The 23962-nt window shown below is 60.6% G+C and carries 22 protein-coding genes; 15 read left to right on the forward strand and 7 right to left on the reverse strand.

The genetic code is table 11. The features are described from left to right. Positions 1-20: 20 nt before the first annotated feature. The gene (locus tag K6118_RS02170; protein ID WP_247118569.1) at positions 21-971 is read right to left on the reverse strand and encodes a carbon-nitrogen hydrolase family protein; all 951 of its coding nucleotides are present in this window, start codon (positions 969-971) and stop codon (positions 21-23) included. A 300-nt stretch (positions 972-1271) separates the two neighbouring features. Between K6118_RS02170 and rplU the strand changes: the two genes are divergently transcribed. The 15 genes from rplU to K6118_RS02245 all read left to right on the forward strand — a co-directional run bounded on the left by rplU (position 1272) and on the right by K6118_RS02245 (position 16134). Beyond that, a complete protein-coding gene (gene rplU, locus K6118_RS02175; RefSeq protein WP_247118570.1) occupies positions 1272-1637 on the forward strand; it encodes a 50S ribosomal protein L21 in 366 nt (121 codons plus the stop codon). A gap of 28 nt (positions 1638-1665) precedes the next feature. Continuing rightward, on the forward strand, positions 1666-1917 hold the full coding sequence (gene rpmA, locus K6118_RS02180) for a 50S ribosomal protein L27 (protein WP_247118571.1): 252 nt from the start codon (positions 1666-1668) through the stop codon (positions 1915-1917). Positions 1918-2160: 243 nt separating this feature from the next. Continuing rightward, entirely contained in the window at positions 2161-4380 is a 2220-nt protein-coding gene (locus K6118_RS02185; RefSeq protein WP_247118572.1) for a methyl-accepting chemotaxis protein, read from the forward strand. Positions 4381-4541: 161 nt separating this feature from the next. Further along, complete coding sequence (gene obgE / locus K6118_RS02190; RefSeq protein WP_281500527.1) at positions 4542-5597, forward strand: GTPase ObgE; 1056 nt, start codon at positions 4542-4544, stop codon at positions 5595-5597. Between the two features lie 19 nt (positions 5598-5616). Further along, on the forward strand, positions 5617-6750 hold the full coding sequence (gene proB / locus K6118_RS02195; protein WP_247118574.1) for a glutamate 5-kinase: 1134 nt from the start codon (positions 5617-5619) through the stop codon (positions 6748-6750). Positions 6751-6793: 43 nt separating this feature from the next. Further along, entirely contained in the window at positions 6794-8059 is a 1266-nt protein-coding gene (locus K6118_RS02200; RefSeq protein ID WP_247118575.1) for a glutamate-5-semialdehyde dehydrogenase, read from the forward strand. A gap of 21 nt (positions 8060-8080) precedes the next feature. Continuing rightward, positions 8081-8701 carry a nicotinate (nicotinamide) nucleotide adenylyltransferase gene (gene nadD / locus K6118_RS02205; RefSeq protein WP_247118576.1) on the forward strand — a complete coding sequence of 207 codons (621 nt, stop codon included), beginning with the start codon at positions 8081-8083 and terminating at the stop codon, positions 8699-8701. A 14-nt stretch (positions 8702-8715) separates the two neighbouring features. Then, on the forward strand, positions 8716-9111 hold the full coding sequence (gene rsfS, locus K6118_RS02210; RefSeq protein WP_247118577.1) for a ribosome silencing factor: 396 nt from the start codon (positions 8716-8718) through the stop codon (positions 9109-9111). 46 nt (positions 9112-9157) lie between these two features. After that, positions 9158-9655, forward strand: coding sequence for a 23S rRNA (pseudouridine(1915)-N(3))-methyltransferase RlmH (gene rlmH, locus K6118_RS02215; RefSeq protein WP_247118578.1), 498 nt, complete (start codon positions 9158-9160; stop codon positions 9653-9655). A gap of 116 nt (positions 9656-9771) precedes the next feature. Then, positions 9772-11355, forward strand: coding sequence for a 2,3-bisphosphoglycerate-independent phosphoglycerate mutase (gene gpmI, locus K6118_RS02220; RefSeq protein WP_247118579.1), 1584 nt, complete (start codon positions 9772-9774; stop codon positions 11353-11355). 15 nt (positions 11356-11370) lie between these two features. Continuing rightward, the gene (locus tag K6118_RS02225) at positions 11371-12573 is read left to right on the forward strand and encodes a murein hydrolase activator EnvC family protein (RefSeq protein WP_247118580.1); all 1203 of its coding nucleotides are present in this window, start codon (positions 11371-11373) and stop codon (positions 12571-12573) included. 29 nt (positions 12574-12602) lie between these two features. Continuing rightward, positions 12603-13958: a S41 family peptidase gene (locus tag K6118_RS02230; protein WP_247118581.1), complete on the forward strand. Its 1356-nt coding sequence runs from the start codon at positions 12603-12605 to the stop codon at positions 13956-13958. A gap of 42 nt (positions 13959-14000) precedes the next feature. Further along, positions 14001-15077: a divergent polysaccharide deacetylase family protein gene (locus tag K6118_RS02235; RefSeq protein ID WP_247118582.1), complete on the forward strand. Its 1077-nt coding sequence runs from the start codon at positions 14001-14003 to the stop codon at positions 15075-15077. A gap of 36 nt (positions 15078-15113) precedes the next feature. Continuing rightward, complete coding sequence (locus K6118_RS02240) at positions 15114-15590, forward strand: RNA pyrophosphohydrolase (RefSeq protein ID WP_247118583.1); 477 nt, start codon at positions 15114-15116, stop codon at positions 15588-15590. Next, positions 15580-16134, forward strand: coding sequence for a hypothetical protein (locus K6118_RS02245; protein ID WP_247118584.1), 555 nt, complete (start codon positions 15580-15582; stop codon positions 16132-16134). The genes K6118_RS02240 and K6118_RS02245 overlap by 11 nt, the downstream gene beginning before the upstream one ends. A gap of 75 nt (positions 16135-16209) precedes the next feature. Here K6118_RS02245 and K6118_RS02250 read toward each other — a convergent pair whose 3' ends face one another. The 6 genes from K6118_RS02250 to K6118_RS02275 form a co-directional block, all read right to left on the reverse strand. Then, a complete protein-coding gene (locus tag K6118_RS02250; protein WP_247118585.1) occupies positions 16210-16620 on the reverse strand; it encodes a F0F1 ATP synthase subunit epsilon in 411 nt (136 codons plus the stop codon). A 20-nt stretch (positions 16621-16640) separates the two neighbouring features. Continuing rightward, a complete protein-coding gene (gene atpD, locus K6118_RS02255) occupies positions 16641-18065 on the reverse strand; it encodes a F0F1 ATP synthase subunit beta (protein ID WP_247118586.1) in 1425 nt (474 codons plus the stop codon). Positions 18066-18085: 20 nt separating this feature from the next. Further along, positions 18086-18979: a F0F1 ATP synthase subunit gamma gene (locus K6118_RS02260; RefSeq protein WP_247118587.1), complete on the reverse strand. Its 894-nt coding sequence runs from the start codon at positions 18977-18979 to the stop codon at positions 18086-18088. Between the two features lie 29 nt (positions 18980-19008). Next, complete coding sequence (gene atpA, locus K6118_RS02265) at positions 19009-20541, reverse strand: F0F1 ATP synthase subunit alpha (RefSeq protein ID WP_247118588.1); 1533 nt, start codon at positions 20539-20541, stop codon at positions 19009-19011. Then, positions 20541-21101 carry a F0F1 ATP synthase subunit delta gene (locus K6118_RS02270; RefSeq protein WP_247118589.1) on the reverse strand — a complete coding sequence of 187 codons (561 nt, stop codon included), beginning with the start codon at positions 21099-21101 and terminating at the stop codon, positions 20541-20543. The genes atpA and K6118_RS02270 overlap by 1 nt, the downstream gene beginning before the upstream one ends. Positions 21102-21631: 530 nt before the next feature. Next, on the reverse strand, positions 21632-23899 hold the full coding sequence (locus tag K6118_RS02275; RefSeq protein WP_247118590.1) for a primosomal protein N': 2268 nt from the start codon (positions 23897-23899) through the stop codon (positions 21632-21634). Positions 23900-23962: the final 63 nt, after the last annotated feature.

Raw genomic sequence — 23962 nt, forward strand, 5'->3', positions numbered from 1 at the left:
CCCTTTTTTATGGGGCCGTATCAGGCGACTTCGGGCGGCATCACCGCCGATTGCGGCCGTTCATCGACCGTCAGGGTGAAAATGTCGGGCCGGGCATAATGACCAACCACATCGAGGTCATACTTGCCGCGGACGATATCTTCCTTGTCGAGTTCCGCCGTCAGGATGGTTTCGCAGCCGAAAACAGGATCCGCCAGCACCTTGCCGAGCGGTGAGACGATACAGCTGCCACCCCGGATCAGAACCGTATCCGCGGCCTCCCCCTGCATGGGGTGATAATCCGCCGGGCCATAGCCCCGCTCCATATATTGGCAGGCGCTCAGCACAAAACAGCGGCCTTCAAGCGCGATGGTCTGCATGGTCGGCAGCCAGACATCGCGGTCATCCACCGTCGGCGCACAGTAGAATTCCACGCCTTTGCCATACATGGCGAGCCTGAGCTGCGGCATGTAGTTTTCCCAGCAGATGGCGCCGCCAAGTACACCGATTTCCGTCTTTGGTGCCGCGAGGGTCGACCCGTCGCCGAACCCCCACACGACCCGCTCAAGCGCGGTTGGCATCAGCTTGCGATGCTTGGCTATAAGCCTGCCATCGGGCGCGAAATAAAGCGCGGTGCAATAAAGCGTGCCGCCCTCACGTTCAACCACGCCGACGACCAGATAGAGTTTCGCACGCGCGACCATCTTGCTGATCGCGTCCACATCCGGCCCCGGCACCGTGATCGCCTGGTCGGCATAGCGGCGGAATTCGTCCCGCCCCTCGTCGGACCGGGAGCCAAGACGCACGCCGAAATCCAGCCCCTTCGGGTAGCCGCCCACGAAAGCCTCCGGCATCACCACCAGGCTCGCGCCGGTGCGAGCGGCATCAGCGATCAGGTCCGCCAGCTTCTCGAATGTCGCCTTCTTGTCATACAGGGGGGTTCCCGCCTGCACCACGGCGCCAATGATCTTGGGACCGATGATTGTCGTCATGCTTTTTCTCCTCCGTTAAGTCCGCTATACCCCAGACGGGGGACATGCTCCATGGCTGCCCTGCCTGCCTCACGCCGATTTGACCCAGGCCAGGCCACGCGAATTGGCGTAAAACACCATTCCAGCGTTGACTCTCGCGGCTAAATTCGTATATTCCGCGCACATTGGCGGAAGGAGCACTTTCCTACCGCCGTTTTGCGTTACGTAAAAAAGTCAGCGGAAACCGCCCAAAGTGTGGGAGTTTCAAAGGGTTATCAGCCCCACCCGGTTTGCTGCGGCGTGCAAAAGAAAGGAATCGACATGTTCGCAGTCGTAAAGACCGGCGGTAAGCAGTACCGCGTAGCCGAAGGTGACGTTATCAAGGTTGAGAAGCTGGCGGGTGATGCCGGTGCAACCGTTACCCTCGACGAAGTTCTGATGGTAGGCGACGAAAAAGGCGTGAAAGTGGGCGAGCCGCTCATCGACGGTGCTTCTGTTACCGCCACCGTTCTGGAACAGAAAAAAGACAAGAAGATCATCATCTTCAAGAAAAAACGCCGGCAGAACTATCGCCGGAAAAAAGGTCATCGCCAGGAAATCACGGTTCTCCGTGTGACCGGCATCGCCGCAGCTGCCAAGAAAAAGGCGCCGGCGAAGAAGAAAACCGAAACAGCAGCGGCTGAATAAGCGGCCCTAAAGAAATAGGAGAAACCAAATGGCTCACAAAAAAGCTGGTGGTAGTTCCCGTAACGGCCGCGATACCGCAGGTCGCCGTCTCGGGGTCAAGAAATTCGGCGGCGAAGCAGTTATCGCCGGCAACATCATCGTACGTCAGCGCGGCACCAAATGGTACCCGGGCGACAACGTCGGCATGGGCAAGGATCACACCCTGTTCGCGCTCGTTGAAGGCCAGGTGAAATTCACCCGCGGCAAAGGCGGCAAGTCCTTCGTTCACGTCGAAGGCTAAGTCGGCAACCACACCGACAACAAAACGAATTCAGGAAAAGGCGAGCCATTGGCTCGTCTTTTTCTTTATCTACCAATATCTTGATAAAAGACTCAATAATACAGTTAACGGCCTGTTAAGTCTTAATGACAGTTTTGTTTTCACGCCCTGTTTTAGTGTTAAATTTTTGCAATATTAGCGTGCGACTGTTTGGCCCTGCCCGATTCCTTTAGGAGCCGGGTTTAACTAAGGGTCAAAACCACTATGCTCGCCAACGCAACCACCATTGAAAAACTACTGAACCGCTTCGGGATCGGTGCCCGTATTCTTACGCTGGGCTGTATCCCGCTGATCGTCGCCGCGCTCCTTGCCTCCACCATGGCCTGGCAGGCGCAGAGCGATTATCTGAAAGCTGAAAAAATCAACACGCTGGCTGCCTACGCGCCCGAGGTCAGCAAACTCATCAACGACCTGCAAACGGAACGTGCGCTCTCTGCCGAATTCATCGGCTCGGGCGGCGAAGACGACCTCAAGGCCAAAATGCTGGCAGCGCGCACCGCCACGGATGAAGGCATCAAAACCTTCACCGGCGCGACCAAAGCTTTTGACCTTTCCGCCTACGGCAAGGATTTCACCGCGCGCGTCAAGAAAGCTATGGCCGGCCTGGACGGCCTTGCCCAAATGCGCGAAACCGCCGGCAAGATGCGTATCGGCGTCTCCGACATGACCGCCTATTACACGGACACGATCACCGGCTTCCTCAGCGTGGTGAAAACTATGGCTGGCTTGAGCGACGATGCCCAGGTCGCCCGCGAAATCATGGCTTATATGAGCCTTCTGGAAGCCAAGGAACGCGCAGGCCAGGAACGCACGGCGGGCACGGGGGCCTATGCTTCCGGACGTTTCGCTCCGCCCGTTTATATCGAATTCATGCAGCTCATTGCCGAGCAGGACACCTACATCGGCTATTTCAAGGCCTATGCCAGCCCCGAAATGCTGACGGACTATGAGAAGACCGTCAAAGGCGAAGCCGTCGATATGGTGAAAAAGCTGCGCCAGTATGTGGTCCTGCACCAGGGCGACGTATACGACAGCCCTTACGAATCCGATTACTGGTTCGCCCAGGCCACCAAGCGCATCGAGCTGATGAAACAGGTTGAGGACCGTTCCAACGCCACCATCCTCGCGCTGACACGGGAAAAAGCCGCCCATGCCAAGACCCTGTTCTGGCTGTTCCTGGTTGGCTCCCTCATCGGCATCGTGCTTGTGGTCATCATGAGCTTCTTCATCTACCGCAGCCTTGAGAACCCGATCCGCACGCTGGAGAAGGTGATGCAAAAGCTCGCGGCAGGCGACTTCAGCGTCCCCGTCCCCTTTACCGATTATGGCAGCGCCACCGGCCGCATGGCCCGCGCGGTCAACACGTTCAAAGAGAACGGCATGGAACGCCAGCGCCTGGAAGCGGAAGCCCGGGAAGAACGGGAAGCCAAGCGTGCCCGTGAGGAAGCCACCCGGCTGGAGGAAGCTGAACGCGAAGCACAGGACCGTGCCCGCATGGATGCCGAAGCCCGTGCCCGTGAAAAGCGCGCCCAGCTTATCGAAAATCTGACCATGGCGTTCGACAATAAGGTTAACCAGGCGCTCACCACGCTCGCCAGCGCAGCCCATCAGATGGACGCCACGGCCAAGTCCATGGTCGACCAGGCCGAGGGCAGCGAGGAGGAAAGCAGCGCCGCAGCCGCAGCCACCGAACAGACCAACGACAATGTCCATACGGTCGCCGCAGCCGCCGAGGAACTGTCCGCTTCCATCGGTGAGATCAGCCGTCAGGTTCAGGAATCGGCCAACTTCGCCCAGGGGGCGGTCGACGAAGCCGACAAGGCCTCCGATATTGTCACGACCCTCGCCGAAAACTCCCAGAAGGTCGGCCAGGTGGTGAAGCTCATCAACGATATCGCCGAACAGACCAACCTCCTGGCCCTCAACGCCACCATCGAGGCCGCACGGGCGGGCGAGGCCGGGCGCGGCTTTGCCGTCGTCGCCCACGAGGTGAAGGAGCTGGCGACCCAAACCGCGCGCGCCACAAGCGACATCGACGCCCAGATCCGCACCATCCAGGCGGTATCGGACGATGCGGCAAGCGCCGTCGGCACCATCCGCGAGATCATCATCCAGATGAACAATATCTCGTCTTCGGTCGCCGCCGCGGTTGAACAGCAAGGCGCCGCCACCGGTGAAATCTCCGAAAACGCCCAGAAGGCCAATGCCGGGACACAGGAAGTTTCACGACGCGTGTCTGCCGTTCTGAATGTCACCGGGGAATCGCGTGCGGCCGCAGGCCAGGTTCAGGCCTCATCGGAAACGGTCGCGAACCATACCGAGGAACTGCAGAGCGTCGTCCGCACCTTCCTGGATGAGGTCAAACGCGCCCAAGGGGATGAAACCAGCCATATGACACTTGTTTCAGCCAGCGCAGTCGCCTGAAACCTGAACACCTCCCCGAACACATCAAAGCATTGAAAAAGGCGCCTGCATGACTTGCGGGCGCCTTTCTTGCCACACCTGCCCCCCGAAGAGACCATTTTCCTTGAAAATCACGCATTCTGCGGCTTCCGCGCGCAAATGCGATCTGTTACAAGACGCGCATGAAATTCGTAGACCAGACAAAAATCTATATTCGTAGTGGCGACGGTGGGAACGGATGTGTGTCCTTCCGGCGTGAGAAGTATGTCGAGTTCGGCGGCCCCAACGGTGGTGACGGCGGCAAAGGCGGCGACGTGATTGTCGAGGCAGTCACAGGCCTCAACACGCTCGTCGATTACCGCTACAAGCGCATCTATAAAGCCCAGAAGGGGCAGCACGGCATGGGCCGCAACATGACCGGCGCCAATGGCAAGGACCTTGTCCTCAAGGTGCCGGTAGGCACGCAGATCTTCGATGAAGACCAGGAATTCATGATCGCCGACCTTGCCAAGGTAGGGGACCGTGTTGTGCTCGCGAAGGGTGGCCATGGCGGGCTTGGGAACACGCACTTCAAATCCTCGACCAACCAGGCGCCCCGGCGGACAACGCCCGGCGGCCTTGGCGAGGAAATGAACCTGGTCTTCCGGCTGAAGCTGATTGCCGACGCAGGGCTCCTTGGCCTGCCGAACGCGGGTAAGTCCACCTTCCTCGCCGCCGTATCGCGCGCGCGGCCGAAGATCGCAGACTATCCCTTCACCACCATCACCCCGCAGCTGGGCGTGGTCGGTGTGGGCGACAATGAGTTCGTGCTCGCAGACATTCCCGGCCTTATCGAAGGCGCAGCTGACGGCGTTGGCCTCGGTACCCGCTTCCTGGGTCATATCGAACGCTGCGGCGTGCTGCTGCACCTTATTGATGCCACGCAGGAAGACGTGGTTGCGGCTTACGAGACCATCGTGGAAGAGCTGGAGCAATATGGCGGCGGGCTTACCGAAAAGCCCACGATCATTGGCCTCAACAAATGCGATTCCGTGCCTGAGGAAGAGCTCGAAGAAAAACGCCTGGCGCTTCAGGATGTCGCCGCCACCACCGTGATGACGCTTTCGGGTGTCACCGGCGAAGGCGTGAAAGAGGTTCTTTCCGCGCTTTGGGACGTCATCAAGGAAACCAAGCAAAGCCAGGACGAGGAAGATGAAACCGCGTCCACTGGCGGCGAATGGTCGCCCCTCGGGCGCTAGGGCGGCGGAGCGCTAAATCATGTCCGCCCACAAAGACCTCCTGGCCCTTCAGAACGCCCGCCGGCTTGTCATCAAGATCGGCTCGGCACTTCTGGTGGACGGGGAGACAGGGCGGCTCCGTAAAAAATGGCTCGCGGCCATGGCCGAGGATGTCGCCGACCTGATGGCGGCAGGCACCCAGGTCGTACTCGTGTCTTCCGGCGCTGTCGCCATGGGCCTTGGCGCCCTGGGTTTTGAAAACCGCCCCAGCCGGCTTGAGGAAGCACAGGCGGCAGCGGCAGTTGGTCAGATCCGGCTCGCGCAGGCGTATCAGTCGCTCTTCGATGTCCATGACATGGTGATCGCTCAACTTCTCCTGACCATCAGCGACCTTGAGGACCGCCCGCGCTACCTGAACGCCCGCAACACGGTCGAAGCCCTGCTCGACCGCGGCATCGTGCCGGTCATCAATGAAAACGACACGGTGGCGACAAGCGAACTGCGCTTTGGCGACAATGACCGTCTGGCCGCGCGCGTGGCCCAGATGGCCGGTGCCGACGCGCTGATTTTGCTGTCGGACATTGACGGCCTTTATGACTGCGACCCGCGCCAGAATGCAGACGCCAACCTTATTCCGCTCGTGGAGGACATCACGCCGGAGATCGAGGCTATGGCCGGTCCGACCCACGCGACAACCGCAGGCACCGGCGGCATGATCACCAAAATCATGGCGGCCAAGATCGCGCTTGCGGGTGGCTCGTCGATGGTGATCATGAACGGCGGCGCCAACCACCCGATGAAGCGTCTGTTCGCGGGTGAGCGCGCCACGCTATTCAAGGCGGGCACCGACGCGCTGACCGTGCGCAAACGCTGGATCCGGGGCATGATGGCGCCCAAAGGCTTCCTGCGCATCGACGAAGGCGCCGTCTCGGCCCTCAAGCGCGGCGCGAGCCTGCTGCCTGCTGGCGTGGTCGGTACCGACGGCGCGTTCGACCGCGGTGACCTTGTCGCCTTCGTCGACGCGGAGGGCCATGTGGTCGGTCAGGGGCTGATCTCCTATGGCAGCCATGAGACCGAACGGCTGCAGGGCCATAAAATGAGCGAAGCCGAAGCCATTCTGGGCTATGCTGGCCGCTCAGCGCTCGTCCACCGCGACGACCTGGTCCTGCTTTAAAGCAAAAATGGCCTGCTTAAACGCAAAATGGAAAGGGTGAACAATGGATGACGTGAGGCAAATCGCTTCCCTAATGGCCGACATGGGCGCGCGCGCCCGCGCCGCAGCCAAAGGGCTGGCACTTGCCCCAACCGCAGCGAAGGACGCAGCACTCAATAATGCCGCCGGCGCCCTGCGGGCACATACGGATGTCATCCTTGCCGCCAACGAAAAAGACATGGCCTTCGGCCGCGATAAAGGCCTTTCGGGCGCCATGCTTGACCGGCTAATGCTGGACCGCGCCCGGATCGAAAGCATCGCGAAAAGCCTCGAAGACATCGCGGCGCTGCCAGACCCTGTCGGCGGTGTCATCGCCGAATGGGACCGGCCGAACGGGCTTCATATCGCCCGTGTGCGCGTCCCCCTCGGCGTGATTGGCGTCATCTACGAAAGCCGCCCGAACGTGACCGCGGACGCCGGCGCCCTGTGCCTGAAGGCCGGGAATGCTGTCATCCTGCGCGGCGGCAGTGAAAGCTTCCATTCTTCCGACGCCATCCACGCCTGTCTTGTGGAAGGCCTTGAAAAAGCCGGGCTGCCCAAAGATGCCGTTCAACTGGTGCCCACACGCGACCGCGCCGCTGTCGGCGAAATGCTGACCATGAGCGGTGTGATCGATATTATCGTGCCCCGGGGTGGCCGCTCGCTGGTCGAACGGGTGCAGAAGGAAAGCCGGGTACCGGTGTTCGCGCACCTGGAAGGCATCTGCCATGTCTATATCGACGCGGCCGCTGACCCTAGACAAGCGCTTGAGATCACCGTGAATGCCAAAATGCGCAGAACCGGCATTTGCGGTTCAGCGGAAACCCTGCTCGTTGACCGGAAGGCCGAAGCTATGCTGCCCGCCATTCTGGATGCGCTCATCGAAAAGGGCTGCGAAATCCGCGGTGACAAGGATGTTCAGGCCATGGACCCCCGCGTCAAGCCCGCCACCGCCGCAGACTGGGATACTGAATATCTCGACGCCATCCTGTCGGTAAAGATCGTGGACGGTGTCGGTGGCGCGATCGAGCATATCGCCGCCCATTCATCCGGCCATACCGAAAGCATCGTCACCGAAGACGAAGCCGCCGCGCAAAAATTCCTGACTGAAGTCGACAGCGCCATCGTGATGCACAATGCCTCCACCCAGTTTGCCGACGGCGGTGAATTCGGCATGGGCGCGGAAATCGGCATCGCCACCGGCCGCATTCATGCCCGAGGCCCGGTCGGGCTGGAGCAGCTGACCAGCTTCAAATATCAGGTGCGCGGTAGCGGCCAGACAAGGCCGTAACCCTCCGCCATGGACAGCGCCTTGCACCCCACTCTCCTGAAGGAAGCTGCGCTATGGCGCGGCTGCACCGTCGCGCTTTATGGCGGCAGCTTCAATCCGGGGCATGAAGGCCATGTCCATGTAGCGAAGGAAGCCTTGAAACGGCTGGGCGTCGACGCTGTGTGGGTTCTCATAAGCCCAGGTAACCCGCTTAAGCGCGATGAGGCCATGGCCCCCTATGAGGCGCGCAAAAAAAGCATCCAAACCCTTGTCGGGGGTCACCCGCGCATCCATATCACCGATATCGAACCCCGGCTCGGCACCCTTTATACGGCCGATACGGTCATGAAGCTTCAGAAGCTGATGCCCAAGACCCGGTTCATCTGGATCATGGGGGCCGACAGCCTCATGAGTTTCGACCGCTGGCGTTGCTGGCGGGACATTGCGAGAGCGGTTCCCATTGCGGTTTTTGACCGTCCGGGGTATGCTCTGAGTGGGTTTGCAGGTGGCTTTGTACGGCAGTTTTCGCGCTTTCGGGTGCCCGTACAACAACTTAGCAAAGCCAAAACACCGGCCTGGGCGTTTGTGACCATCCCGCGTCACACAGCGTCGGCCACTGAGATTCGCAGCCAGAGAGGCAAGAACTGGCCAGCGCAATCGTAGGAAAGGAGCCTTACTTGCACGCATCATCGGAGACGCATAGCGTCACTGATCCTGTCTCGGCAGTCCCGGCCGAGGATCTTTTAAAGTCCATCGTCAAAACCCTTGATGACAACAAGGCGGAAGACATCGTTTCCATCAATCTGGCAGGCAAATCGAGCATTGCGGACCATCTGGTCATCGCAAGCGGCCGTTCGCAGCGGCAGGTTGCGGCGCTCGCCGATTATGTCGTCCGTGGCCTCAAGGCCCTTGGGCACCGTGACCTTTCGGTCGAAGGGCTCGAGCAGGCGGATTGGGTGTTGATCGATGCCGGCGACATAGTGGTGCATATCTTCCGCCCGGAAGTGCGCAACTACTATAACCTGGACAAAATGTGGTCGACCGACCTCAATGACCGGGATGTGCTGAACTAAGCACAAACCGTAAGGGACATGGCACCGGCGGCTAGGACCGGTGCCAATGAGCGGGGCCGCGCGCCCCGGTAAGGGTGTTCTTGTGCAGATTTCCATCATCGCCGTGGGGCGGATGCAGCGCGGGCCGGAGAAGGATCTGCTAGACCTCTACCTGAAGCGCCTGCCGTGGAAGGCGACCGTCACCGAAATCGACATCAAGAAGCAGGCTGCCAACGCGGCCGAGCGCAAGGCACGCGAAGCCGAAAGGCTGATGGCCGCGATCCCGCCAGGGGCCGCCGTCCTGGTGCTTGACGAACACGGCAAGGCCCTCACCTCCCGCATTTTCGCCCAGAAAATCGATGACTGGCAAACCGCCGGGATCGGCAGCCTCGCCTGTATCATCGGTGGCGCTGACGGCCTGGATGACAGCATCCTCGCCCGTGCGGACCTGAAGCTGGCCTTCGGCACGCTCACCTGGCCGCACATGATGGTCCGGGCGATGCTGGCGGAACAGCTTTACCGTGCCTGGTCGATCAGTGCCGGGCACCCCTATCACCGCGATTGATCATAAGGGATTATGGAACTGGGATTGAGGCTTGGCGCCTTAAGGCCTATAACGTCCCTTGAACAGGCTATCCCCCGGGGCTGGCCGACACGATAGTAACCTTAGGACCCGCGACCATGACGACCGCTACCTCGACGCCGAAACCCGTTGTTCTCTGTATTCTTGATGGCTGGGGCTATCGGGATGACACGACCGACAACGCGATCAAGCTGGCGAATACTCCGGTCTATAGCCGCCTGTGGGAAACAGCGCCTCGTGCCTGGCTCAAGACCAGCGGCCTGGCCGTCGGCCTGCCGGAAGGGCAGATGGGAAACTCGGAAGTCGGTCACATGAACCTGGGCGGCGGTCGGGTGGTCATGCAGGACCTGCCGCGCATCGATGATGCCATCAAGTCCGGCGCGCTGAAGAAGAACGCCGAACTGAAGGCCTTCATCAAGAAACTGAAGGCTTCGGGCGGTACCGCGCACCTGATGGGGCTTCTGTCCCCCGGCGGCGTGCATAGCCACCAGGACCATATCGCCGCGCTCGCCCATATTCTGTCGGACGCCGGGGTGCCGGTGCGTATCCATGCATTCCTGGATGGCCGTGACACGCCGCCGCGGTCCGCGCTCCAGTATATCCGGGATTTTGAAGCCGCCCTTGAAGGGGCCGAAACTGTCGCACCTGCAACAGTTGTCGGCCGCTATTGGGCCATGGACCGTGACAAGCGCTGGGACCGGGTCAAAAAGGCATATGACGCCATGGTGAAGGCCGTTGGCGTCCGCCGCGCGGCTTCCATGACCCACGCTGTCGAGACCGCTTACGAGAATGATGAGAATGACGAATTCGTCGCCGCCACCACGATCGGTGACTATGCCGGCATGAAAGACGGCGACGGCATCCTGATGGCCAACTTCCGCGCCGACCGCGCCCGCGAAATCCTGACCGCGCTTGTCGATCCCGCCTTCGATGGCTTCGAGCGTGGCACGCCGATCAAGTTTGCCGCCCAAACCGGCATGGTCGAATATTCGAGCGCGCTCAATGAGCATCTCAAGGTGCTGTTCCCGGCTGAGGAAATCCGCCACAGCTTCGGCGAGGTGCTGGCCGAGCACCATATCAAACAGCTTAGGATCGCCGAGACCGAGAAATACGCCCACGTCACTTTCTTCTTCAACGGGGGCTCTGAGGCCGTTTACGACGGCGAGGACCGTATCCTCATACCCTCGCCGGACGTCGCCACCTATGACCTGCAGCCCGAAATGTCGGCGCCTGAAGTGACCGACAAGCTGGTTGAAGCGATCAAAAGCGGCAAATACGGCGCCATCGTCGTCAACTATGCCAACCCGGATATGGTTGGCCACACCGGCGTACTCTCGGCCGCGATCAAAGCGGTTGAAACCATCGACACCTGCCTCGGACGCCTGGAAGAAGCGCTCAAGGACGTGGGCGGCGCCATGCTGGTCACCGCTGACCACGGCAATGTCGAAATGATGATGGACCCGAAGACCGGCCAGCCACACACGGCCCACACCAGCTTCGACGTCCCCGCCCTGCTGGTCAATGACCGGCACGGCCTCAAGGACGGCAAGCTCGCCGACGTAGCCCCGACCCTTCTGGCGCTGATGCATATCGAGCAGCCAAAGGAGATGACAGGACACAGCCTGCTCGACGGTATGGCCGAGCAGGTCGGTACCGCTGAAGCGGCACGGGCCAGCGCCTGACAGGACGCCATGCCGATGTTCCGCCCCCTGGCCACAGCCCTTCTCGCCGCGACGCTCCTAAGCGGCGGGCTTCAGGCGCAGGAAAGCCCTGAAACCGCCAAAGCGAAGCTGGAGAAGGTGCAAAAGGCCATCGCCGACCGCAAGGCGGAGAAAAAGGCACAGGAACAGGCAGCGGAAGCTGCCAAAACCGCCGCTCAGAAACTGTCTGAAGACCTTGTGGCAGCCGCCGCGGATATCCAGCAGGCCGAAGCCAATGTGGACCTTCTGGAAGAACGGGTCGCCGATCTCAAGAAAGCGGTTAAAGCCAAGAAAGAGAAGCTTGAAGCCCACAAGGGCGAGCTGCTCGGCCTTCTCGCCGCGCTGGAGCGCCTGTCGAAGCGCCCTGTGGCCTTCACCTTCCTGCAGCCACAGGAAGCCCTGAAAACCGCTCGTTCGGCTTCCCTGATGAGCACGCTGGTGCCCAAGATCAACAGCCGCGCCGCTGCGCTCAAGCAGGAACTGGCGGGTCTCGCCGAGATCGAGGCGAATCTGACGGCCGAACAGGCAAGCCTGAAAAATAACTTGGCGTCATTAACCCAACATCAACAGAAACTTGCTTCACTGTTGGAAACGCGGAAGGCTGAGGCCCGCAAGGCCGGCTCCGAAGCCCGCAAGGCGCAGCAGGACATCGCCCGTTTCGCCCGCCAGGCCAAGTCGCTCAAGGATCTGATCGACAAATTGGAACGGCAGGCCGCAAAAGAGCGGGAAAGGGCGGAAAGAGCGGCTAGACTGCCCCTGCCGCAACCGCACCCGGTCACACCGGGGGCCATGCCGATCTATAAGGCCAAGGGCACACTGCCCTACCCTGCGGTCGGCACGGTTGTGGAAGGCTTTGGCGTCAAGGACGCTGCGATGGGGATCAGTAAGGGCATCCGCATCAAGGCGCGCCCAGGGGCGCAGGTGGTATCGCCCTATGACGGCCAGATCGTGTTTGCCGGGCCTTTCCTTGGCTACGGCAAGTTGTTGATTATCTCGCACGGCAACGGCTACCATAGCCTGATCGCCGGGCTTGATGAAATGTACGGAGTCGTGGGACAATGGGTTTTGACCGGGGAACCTATCGGCGCCATGAACAAGGCCGACGACAACCCGGAACTATATATGGAACTGCGCCATAAGGGCCACGCGATCAACCCTGCGCCCTGGCTCAACCGCAGGACGGCAGCCGCCACGCAATGATGCACTGGCGCACAGGAAAGGTAGTTCAGATGCGTAAACTGGTGATGGGTGTCATGACAGCCCTGATGATGGCAGTGCCGGTGCACGCCGCCAGCAAGGCCACGGCCCAGCAAAACCAGGACGAGTTCTATGAGCAGCTCGATCTCCTGATGCGCATCTTCGAACGCGTGCGGACTGAATATGTCGACCCCGTAGACGACAAGAAGGTTATCGAAGCCGCCATCCAGGGCATGCTGCATTCGCTTGACCCGCATTCGACCTACCTGAACCCGGATATCTATCAGCAGGTCCGCGTCCAGATGGAAGGCGAATATGGCGGGCTGGGGATTGAGGTCCAGATGGACAACGGCCTCGTCAAGGTCGTCTCCCCCATCGACGATACGCCCGCAGCGCTCGCCGGTATCAAGGGCGGCGACTATATCACCCAGATCGACGGCAAGCCGGTAATGGGGCTGACCCTCACCGAAGCGGTGAAGATGATGCGCGGCCCGATCGGCTCGCCCATCATTGTCACGATCCTGCGCGACGGCGTGAAAAAGCCGTTCGACATGAAGATCATCCGCAAGAAAATTCTGGTCCACAGCGTCCGCCACCATATTGAAGACGGCACCGTCGGCTATATCCGCATCACCACCTTCAACATGCAAACCGGCGCAGGCGTCGAAAAAGCGATCAAGGACCTTAAAGCCAAGCTTGGAAACAAGCTGGACGGCGTTATCCTGGACCTGCGCAACAACCCCGGCGGCCTCCTGGATGAAGCCATCCGGGTTTCCGACGCCTTCCTCGACCATGGCGAGATCGTCTCCACCCGCGGCCGCAAGCGCCAGAACAATAACCGCTGGTACGCCACGCCGGGTGACCTTTTGGACGGCCTGCCCATGGTGGTGCTGACCAACGCCTATTCGGCTTCCGCCTCTGAAATTGTTGCGGGTGCCTTGCAGGACCACCGCCGCGCTGTGATCCTTGGCGACCGTACCTTCGGCAAGGGGACCGTGCAGTCCGAAATCCGCCTCGGGCGCAAGGGCGACAGTGCCATCCGCCTGACCACCGCGCGCTACTTCACGCCGTCCGGCCGGTCGATCCAGGAACGGGGTATCGAGCCCGATATCGAGGATCTGACCCCGATGGCGCGGGCCGAAGCGCAACGCCGTGAAGCAAATCTGAGCGGCCACCTCACCAACGACCAGCAGCGGATCGACCGGGCCGGTGAGCAAGACCCACTGACCCCGGCCGAGCAGGCTGCGGTCAAGGAAGCCAAGGCCGAAGAAAACGCCAAGAAAGGCGCAAAAGCAGGGCCTGAGGTCGACATTCAGCTTCAGCACGCGATTAAGTTGTTGAAAAACATGTCATCTCTGCCTAAGTCTCAGGTTGCTGAAGTACGCTGATATCAGCCCTATTTGCCGTAACCGATTGGGGGAAAGCAGCCGATGCCTACCAGCTTGAACGCAATGCTGACAGCGTGGGCCATCACGATCATCCTGATTTTCGGGACCATCGTGGGCATTCAACTCGCTTACGACCCCGCTGATTTCAAAAAGCCCGATACCCATCATCCTGCCACGGCCAATGATAGCCATGCACGGGATGCGCAGACCGGTGGAATGCAGACAGGCCACTCGGCTGCCGATGCCGACATGCCCGCCCCCGGCCAGGTCACGGATAGCGCCGATCATTCTTTCGCGCAGTTGCCGCACATCATGCCCGTGGTTGCCGACCAGGATCTTCTGGAGAAAAGCGACAAGGGGCCGCTGCCAATTGTTGCCAAGGACGGCCGTCGCCCGTTTGATGTCTACCGCAGCGGGATGCGGATTGACCCGAAACTGCCGCGCGTTGCCATTATCATCAGCGAACTAGGCCAGCGTTCCCAGGTTACACGCCGGGCCATTGCCGACCTGCCACCTAGTGTCACACTCGCCTTTTCGCCTTACGCCGGGGACCTGATCAACTGGGGTGAGCGCGCCCGTGAAGCCGGCCACGAAGTGCTGCTGATGGTGCCGATGGAGCCGGTCAACTACCCGCAGAACGACCCTGGCCCCTTCACGCTGCTGACCAGCAATTCGACCCGTGACAATATCGATCTTCTTGAGGATTCCATGCGGGTGCTCACGGGCTATGTCGGCATCATCAACTATATGGGATCGCGCCTGACCGCGGCGCCCGACAGCCTGCGCCCAATCCTCATGCAAGTGAAAGAACGCGGCCTGATGTTTGTCGACAGCCGGTCGAGCCAGTTCTCGCAGGCGGCAACCATGGCCAAGGCCATCGGTATTCCCACCGCCTACAACAACCGGACGATTGACGACAATCTTGCCTCCGATCAGATCGCCAAGCAGCTGACCGAGCTTGAAAACCGGGCCCAGGCTCTCGGCAGTGCCGTCGGCATGGCGCGGCCGTTCCCTGTGAGCTTTGAGGCAATCAAGACATGGGCCGAAGGCCTGCGCGGGCGGGGTGTCCAGCTTGTCCCGATCAGTGCGGTCGCCGGGATGCAGGAACCACCCAAGTAACCCCTTCATCTCAGGACCAGTCCTCACGAGGTTTATATGAGTGACGCTTCCACCCTTCCCTACCGTCCCTGTGCCGGCATCTTGCTGACCAATGCAAGCGGCCTGATATTCGCCGGGGAGCGGATCGATACCCCCGGCGCCTGGCAGATGCCGCAAGGGGGCATCGACGCAGGGGAAACCCCTGAGGTCGCCGCCCTGCGTGAACTAACCGAGGAAATCGGCGTACCCGCAGACGCCGTTGATGTGATTGCCCGCACGAAGGATGCCATCCCCTATGACCTGCCGCCGCACCTGTTGGGCAAGGTATGGGGCGGACGCTATCGCGGGCAGGCACAATATTGGTTCCTGATGCGGCTGACGGCTGGGGATGAGGTGATCGACATCGAGACCGAACACCCGGAATTCAGCCGCTGGAAATGGACGACCCCCGCCGACCTTCTGGACGAGATCGTGCCTTTCAAGCGCTCGGTCTATGAACAGGTCGTCCGGGAGCTGCTGCCCGATGCCGTCTGAGGGTCAGGCCCCAAACACCCCCGACTTCAGCGGCGACCATACCCGCCGCATTACAGCTTTCCTGCGCGGGATCGGCCTTGAGGTCAGGTCCGCCACCCTTCCTGATGACACCTTCCTGCCCGGTATCTGGATCGAGAGCGGCGCCCTCGTGGTTGATGAGAACCGCCTCAGTTACCCGGGAGACCTGCTGCATGAAGCGGGACACCTGGCCGTTCTATCGCCCGATGAGCGCGCAGCAGCCACAGGCGAAGCCCCTGCGGACATGGGCGCCGAGATCGCGGCCCAGGCCTGGTCCTACGCTGCAGCGCTTGCGAGTGACACGCCTCTTGAGGTGCTGTTCCACGATCATGGCTACAAAGGTGCATCTGAGTGGTTCCACGGCCTATACGCAGGTGGGGCAACGCCCGGCGTACCGCTTCTGGCATGGTATGGCATGACCGTGATGCCGACGCTGGATGGCGCCAATGCTGGTCAGCCGGAAGTCTTCCCCCGCATGACCGAATGGCTGCGCACCACACCGAACCCGCCCTATCCGGACACCTGAAGCAATAGCCCAGGCAAACGAAAAGGCGGCACCCCCCTGGGCACCGCCTTTTGTAAATCTTTGTCGTATCCAGCCTTATGCGGCGTGGACCACCTCGGAGAGGGCCACCATCCAGGCCAGCTTCTTTTCGAGGGCAGAACGTTCGATATCGTCCTTGGCGTCCTCGATGTCTTCCTTGGTGTTGCTGATTTTCTGGTTGAGATCATCGGTATCGACCTTGTCGAGCTCAATGGTTTCTTCCGCCAGAATGGTCAGGCCGGCCGGGTTGATCTGGGCCAGACCGCCCTTGAGGAAAAGCCGCGTCGGTTCCGCGCCTTCGGCCTCATAGATTTCAACAACGCCGGGACGGATGGTGGACATCATGGGCGCATGGTGCGGCAGCGCGGTGAAGTCACCGTCGGTGCCGGGCACCACGATCATCGCGGCATGAGCGTCCTTCAGAAGGCACTCAGGCGAGACGATCTCATAATGAAGCGTATCGGTCATGATGTCCTGATCCCCAGTCCTTAAGCGGCTTCAGCTGCCAGTTTCTCGGCCTTGGCCACGGCTTCCTCGATGTTGCCAACCATGTAGAAGGCAGCTTCCGGAAGGTGGTCATATTCACCGTCAACGATGGCCTTGAAGCCTTTAACCGTGTCTTCGAGCGAGACGAACTTGCCCGGGAAACCGGTAAAGATTTCAGCCACGTGGAACGGCTGGCTGAGGAAACGCTGGATCTTACGGGCACGGGCCACGACAAGTTTGTCGTCTTCCGAAAGCTCGTCCATCCCCAGGATCGCGATGATGTCCTGCAGCGACTTGTACTTCTGCAGTACTTCCTGAACCTGACGGGCCACGTTGTAGTGCTGCTCGCCCAGAACGCGCGGATCAAGGATACGCGAGGTACTGTCGAGCGGGTCAACGGCCGGGTAGATGCCAAGCTCGGCGATCTGACGGCTCAGAACCGTGGTAGCGTCAAGGTGGGCAAACGAGGTTGCCGGCGCCGGGTCGGTCAAGTCATCGGCAGGGACGTAAACGGCCTGTACCGAGGTGATCGAGCCCTTCTTGGTCGAAGTAATACGTTCCTGCAGCGCACCCATGTCGGTGGCCAGCGTCGGCTGGTAACCCACGGCCGACGGAATACGGCCCAGAAGTGCGGACACTTCCGAACCCGCCTGCGTGAAGCGGAAGATGTTATCGACGAAGAACAGAACGTCCTGGCCTTCCTGGTCACGGAAATATTCCGCCAGGGTCAGACCGGTCAGAGCAACACGGGCACGGGCTCCGGGAGGCTCGTTCATCTGACCGTACACAAGGGCTGCTTTGGATTCGCCACCCGGCACGATAACCTTGGATTCCATCATCTCGTGGTAAAGGTCGTTCCCTTCACGGGTCCGCTCACCCACACCAGCGAACACGGAGTAACCGCCGTGGCCTTTTGCGATGTTGTTGATGAGCTCCATGATCAGAACGGTCTTGCCCACACCGGCACCGCCGAAGAGGCCGATCTTACCGCCCTTGGCGTACGGGGCCAGAAGGTCAACGACCTTAATACCGGTAACCAGGACTTCCTGCTCGGTCGACTGTTCAGCGAACGACGGGGCTTCCGCGTGGATCGGGGCAACCTGCTTGTGACCAACCGGACCCAGTTCGTCGATCGGCTCGCCGATCACGTTCAGGATACGGCCGAGGGTCTCGGGGCCGACCGGAACCGAGATCGGAGCACCGGTGTCGGAAACTTCCGCGCCGCGGACGAGACCTTCGGTGGCGTCCATGGCGATGGTCCGAACGGTGTTCTCGCCGAGGTGCTGAGCAACTTCCAGCACGAGGCGCTGGCCGTTGTTGGTGGTTTCAAGCGCGTTCAGGATAGCGGGCAGTTGGTCGTCAAACTGAACGTCCACAACGGCGCCGATTACCTGCGTCACGCGTCCTGTGGTCTTGGTGGCAGCCATTTGCTACACTCCTTAATAATTTAAAGCGCTTCAGCGCCCGAAATAATTTCAATCAGCTCTTTGGTGATGGCAGCCTGACGGGTGCGGTTATACGTCACTGTCAGGTTATCGATCATGTCACCAGCGTTCCGGGTTGCGTTATCCATCGCGGTCATACGCGCGCCCTGCTCGGACGCCGCATTTTCCAGAAGACCGCGGTAGACCTGCACAGCCACGTTACGCGGCAGCAGATCTTCAAGGATCTCGGTTTCACCGGGTTCATAATCGTAAATCGCCCCACCGAGCTCGTCGCCGCTTTCGTTTTCGTTGGCGGCTTCCGGCATCGGTGCCGGGATGAGCTGTTGCTTGGTGGTAATCTGGACAAGCGCCGACTGGAACTTGGCGTAGAACAGGGTAGCTACGTCAAATTCGCCGCGTTTGAACATGGCCAGAATGTCTGCCGCGATCGGCTGCGCGTCTGCGAAGCCCATGCGCTTGATGGCGGACATATCCTTGAAGCCAACGATTTTCTCACCATAGAGGCGGCGCATCAGCACATGGCCTTTACGACCAATGCACAGGATCTTCACCGTCTTGCCATCGCGGATCAGGCCCTCAATATGGGCGCGGGCCGCTTTGACAATGCTGGTGTTGAAGCCACCACAGAGACCACGCTCCGAGGTTGCGACGATCACCAGTTCCACATCTTCCTTGCCGGTACCGACGAGGAGCGGTGAAGCACCCGGCTGGCCCTTGACCGCGAGGCCAAGGCCAGTGAGTACTTTTTCCATCCGCTCAGCATAGGGACGGGCGGCTTCCGCCGCGTCCTGTGCCCGACGCAGTTTAGACGCCGCGACCATTTTCATGGCCTTGGTGATCTTCTGCGTCGATTTGACGGAGCTGATCCGGACTTTTAGGTCTTTAAGGCTCGGCATGGGTCCAGCCTTCCTCCAATCGTCGGGTCTTAGCTAAAGGACTTGGCGAATGCGTCGAGAATCGACTTCATTTTTGCAATCGTTTCGTCACTCAGTTTCTGCTCACTGCGGATGGTGCCCAGCACGTCAGCGTGTTTGGAGCGCATTTCCGCGAGGAACTGCTCTTCAAAACGGGTAACGGCCGTGGTCGGGATACCGTCGAGGTAACCGTTCACACCAGCAAAGATCGAGGCAACCTGCTCTTCAACCGGCAGCGGCGAATACTGGCCCTGCTTCAGAAGTTCGGTCAGGCGTGCACCACGGTTCAGAAGCTTCTGGGTCGAGGCATCGAGGTCCGAACCGAACTGGGCGAAGGCTTCCATTTCGCGGTACTGAGCAAGCTCAAGCTTGATCGAGCCTGCAACCTGTTTCATCGCCTTGATCTGAGCGGCAGACCCCACACGCGAAACCGACAGACCGACGTTAATTGCCGGACGAACACCCTTATAGAAGAGTTCGGTCTCAAGGAAGATCTGGCCGTCGGTGATCGAGATCACGTTGGTCGGGATGTAAGCCGACACGTCACCAGCCTGGGTCTCAATAACCGGCAGAGCGGTCAGCGAACCGGCGCCCAGCTTGTCGTTGAGCTTGGCCGAACGCTCCAGAAGGCGGCTATGCAGGTAGAATACGTCACCCGGGTAAGCTTCACGTCCCGGCGGACGGCGAAGCAGCAGGGACATCTGGCGGTAAGCAACGGCCTGTTTGGACAGATCGTCATACACGATCACGGCATGCATGCCGTTGTCGCGGAAGAATTCACCCATCGCACAGCCGGTGTAGGGCGCCAGGAACTGAAGCGGGGCCGGCTCGGACGCGGTTGCGGCAACCACGATCGAATATTCCAGCGCGCCGTTTTCTTCCAGAGCCTTAACGATCTGGGCAACGGTCGAACGCTTCTGGCCGACGGCGACATAGATACAGAACAGCTTATCGCCGTCTTCTTTCGCAGCGTCGTTCGAAGCTTTCTGGTTGATGAAGGTGTCGATGGCGACAGCGGTCTTACCGGTCTGACGGTCACCGATGATCAGCTCACGCTGGCCACGGCCAACCGGAACCAGAGCGTCGATAGCCTTGAGGCCCGACTGCATCGGCTCGTGCACGGATTGCCGCGGGATAATACCCGGAGCTTTCACTTCAACACGGGTCCGTTTGACATCCGTAAGCGGGCCTTTGCCGTCGATCGGGTTACCAAGCGCGTCAACAACGCGACCCAGAAGCCCTTTACCAACCGGTACGTCCACGATGGCGCCGGTCCGTTTAACGGTGTCGCCTTCCTTAATACCGCGGTCGTCACCAAAAATAACGATACCGACGTTGTCGCTCTCGAGGTTCAGGGCCATGCCCTTAACACCACCCGGGAATTCAACCATCTCACCGGCTTGCACCTGGTCGAGGCCGTAAACACGGGCAATACCGTCACCAACAGAGAGAACGGTGCCTACTTCAGAAACTTCAGCTTCATTGCCGAAGTTAGCGATCTGGTCCTTAAGGACCTTGGAAATTTCCGCCGCACGGATATCCATTACTGAACCCCTTTCATGGCGATTGCGAGGTTATCGAGTTTGGTTTTAAGGGAGCTGTCCACCATGCGGGAGCCCACTTTTACCTTGAGGCCACCGAGCAAGCTTTCATCGACGGAGGCGTCGATTGCCACATCCCGGCCAATAGCCAGTTTCAATTTCTTTTCTAGGTCGCCCAGCTGTTTCTTGGTGAGTGCCCGTGCGCTGATGACTTCGGCCGTTACTTCACCGCGATGTTCAGCGGCGAGTTTGTCGAAGTCAGCCAGGATGGCAGACAGCGCGCCCAGACGGCGATTTACTGCCAGAACACCAAGAAATTTATTGGTCAGACCGGAAAGGTCACCCGCAGAAGCCACCTTGGTGATGGCGTCGGATTGTTGTTTCCGGCTGTAAAGCGGCGAACTGACGAGGGTGCGAAGATCGGCACTCTCTTCCAGCATGGCCTTCAGCTTGGCGAGATCGGATTCGACCGCCTCAAGCGCTTTAGCCTCGAGAGCGAGGTCAAAAAGCGCCACGGCATAGCGGCCCGATATCCCTGATACTATCACTTTGTGTGAGGTCACGTCAGACGTTCCCCTGGGTTAGGTCTGAACCTGTTGACACACCTGTGGGACGGGGTTCCCGGGAGAGCTCCGCCCACGCTCAAAATTGACTTGTTTCAACGAGGCGAAAAATAAGCCTCCCTGCGGCCGAGCCAGCCGAAATGCGTGCTCCCTCTAGCATATGGATTTCCACCATGCAACCCGCCATATGCCGCGCTTTTGATTCTTGTCCTGACGAGACAATTATGGGTCTTTCATGTCACAAGGCCAGTGCAATCGATTGTCTGAACGGCTTGACGGGAAATGCCTTTGCGCCTGTCCGCTAACCCCCTATGAAACCGTCAGAAAATCGGGTCCTCCCTCAACCTTCAAATCTCCACCCATGAAACCTGCCCCAGGCGCACCCGCCACCCCCGGCTGTATCACGCTTTTTAGGGGGCTTCCGCCACGCATAGCTTTTACGCCATTTCACATGCCAAAGTGCGACAAAAGCGCGCACTTTGGCGCGAATCCTGACGCTGTTAGAATCAGTCTATCCACCGATGTCGCCCTTACAGGAAGCTATAGGGATCGATATCGACCTTGATCCGGACGCCGGAGCCAACCTTGACGCCTGAAAGCCAGGAACGGATCACCGCCTGCGTCTTCACCCCCTTCTGGGCGTGCAGCAGCATCCTGAACCGGAACTGCCCCCGGAGACGCGCGAGCGGGGCTGGCGCCGGGCCGACGATATTCACCCCTTCAGCCATGGGCGCGGCGGCCGCAAGCTTGCGGCCAACCTCCAACACCGCCGCCATGTCGGGACCGGACAGGATAAGCGCGGCCAGCCTGCCGAACGGCGGCATATGGTGGCGCGCCCGCGCTTCCTTCTCCGCCGCCATGAAGGCGTCACCGTCACCGGACAGAAGCGCTGCCACCACCGGATGCTCCGGTTCATAGGACTGGAGGTACACACGGCCCGGCTTATCGGCCCGGCCCGCCCGGCCCGCCACCTGCACCATCTGCTGGTAGGTGCGTTCACCCGCGCGCAGGTCCCCGCCCCTCAGGCCAAGGTCGGCATCCACCACACCGACAAGCGTCAGGTTCGGGAAATGGTAGCCCTTGGTGACGATCTGCGTGCCGATAACAATATCCAGATGGCCTGAAGCAATCTGCTGCACCATATGGGCCGTATCGCGCGCATGGATCATGGTGTCGCTGGTCATCACACCGAGCCGTGCGGTCGGGAACCGGTGAGAGACTTCCTCGAACAAGCGTTCGACCCCCGGCCCGCAGGCGACGAGGCTGTCTTCGGTCTTACAGGTGGGGCAAGCCGCCGGCACCGGTTCGACATGGCCGCACTGGTGACACTGAAGCTCCCGCCGGAAGCGGTGTTCGACAAGCCAGGTCGAACAGCTGGGGCATTCGATACGGTGCCCGCAGGTGCGGCACAGCGTCAGCGGCGCATAACCCCGGCGGTTGAGAAACAGCATGGCCTGCTCCCCCGCCTTCAAGGTCTCCTCGATCTCCCGCACAAGGATCGGTGACAGCCATGTGCCGCGCTCGGGCGGCTCGGCGCGCAAGTCGATGGCTTTCATCTCCGGCAGCACAGCATCGCCGTGGCGCTCGCGCAGCTTCAACAGCCGGTAGCGGCCTTCATCGGCATTGACCAGCGTCTCGAGGGACGGGGTCGCGCTTGCAAGCACCACTGGGCAATTCGCCAACTTGGCGCGGACGATCGCCATATCGCGGGCGTGGTACATCACCCCCTCTTCCTGCTTGAAGGACGGGTCGTGTTCCTCGTCGACCGTAATGAAGGCCAGATGCTTGAACGGCAGGAACAGGGCCGAGCGCGCGCCGACCACCACACGGGCCTCCCCGCTTGCAACCGCACGCCAGGCGCGTCTGCGCTCCGCCTGGCCGATATCCGAATGCCACACAATTGGTTTGACGCCGAAGCGGGTCTCAAACCGGTCGAGCCACTGGCTGGTGAGCGCGATTTCCGGCACCAGCACCAGGACCTGAGCATCCTTTTCCTTGAGGGCTTCCGCGAGCCCTTCGAAATAGACTTCGGTTTTGCCTGAGCCGGTGATGCCGTCCAGAAGGAAAGGCGCGAACCCGCCCTCCCACACCTGATTTCGGATCGCATCCGCCGCCACGGCCTGCTCACCGGACAGGGTCGGCCCCTTGAGGGTCGGGTCCGGCGCGGGGTACGGCGCATCGGCTGAAATGTCGAGCGCTATCAGGGCTCCGGCTTTATCAAGCCCGCGCACCACCGCTTCCCCGACACCGGCCAGCTCCGCCGTCTCCGAGGCCGTGCGCGGTTTGCCGTCCGCGAGAAGCGTGAGCACCGCCTTGCGCGCAGGGGTGATCTTCAGGCCGTCCGGCACACCGGGCGCAGGTGTATAATGACGGCGGACCGGCGCGGGCTTCAAGGAGGCGGGGCCACCCAGACACATGCGTAATACCGCCCCAGGTGCCGACAGCGTATAGGCCGCGACCCAATCGACGAAGCGGCGCAAATCCTCCCGCAAGGGCGGCGCGTCGACAAGGGCTTCTACCGGCTTAAGCTTTTGGATGGGCAGGCGTTTTCCGGTGCTTTTCCCGTCCCAGACCACACCGGTGGCCGTCCGGCCTGAAAGCGGCACCTCAACCAGCATTCCCGGCACAAGCAAGCCCGCAAGATGGTCCGGCACCCGGTAGTCAAGCGCGCCGCCAAGCGGGAGCGGCAACAGAACGCTGACGCGGTCATCTGCCGTTTCCTCCGGGTCTTCAAAAAGCTGCTCTTGCACTGGGCCGTCCTTCTCACCGGGGGCAACCTGCTCCCTTGCCGCCACCATAGGCAACTCCGCTCGGGCGGGCAATCGCCACCACCCCATTCCGGCAACCAAATATTAATAAGC

Origin of the sequence: Kordiimonas marina (genome assembly GCF_023006325.1) — a bacterium.
GTDB lineage: Bacteria > Pseudomonadota > Alphaproteobacteria > Sphingomonadales > Kordiimonadaceae > Kordiimonas > Kordiimonas marina.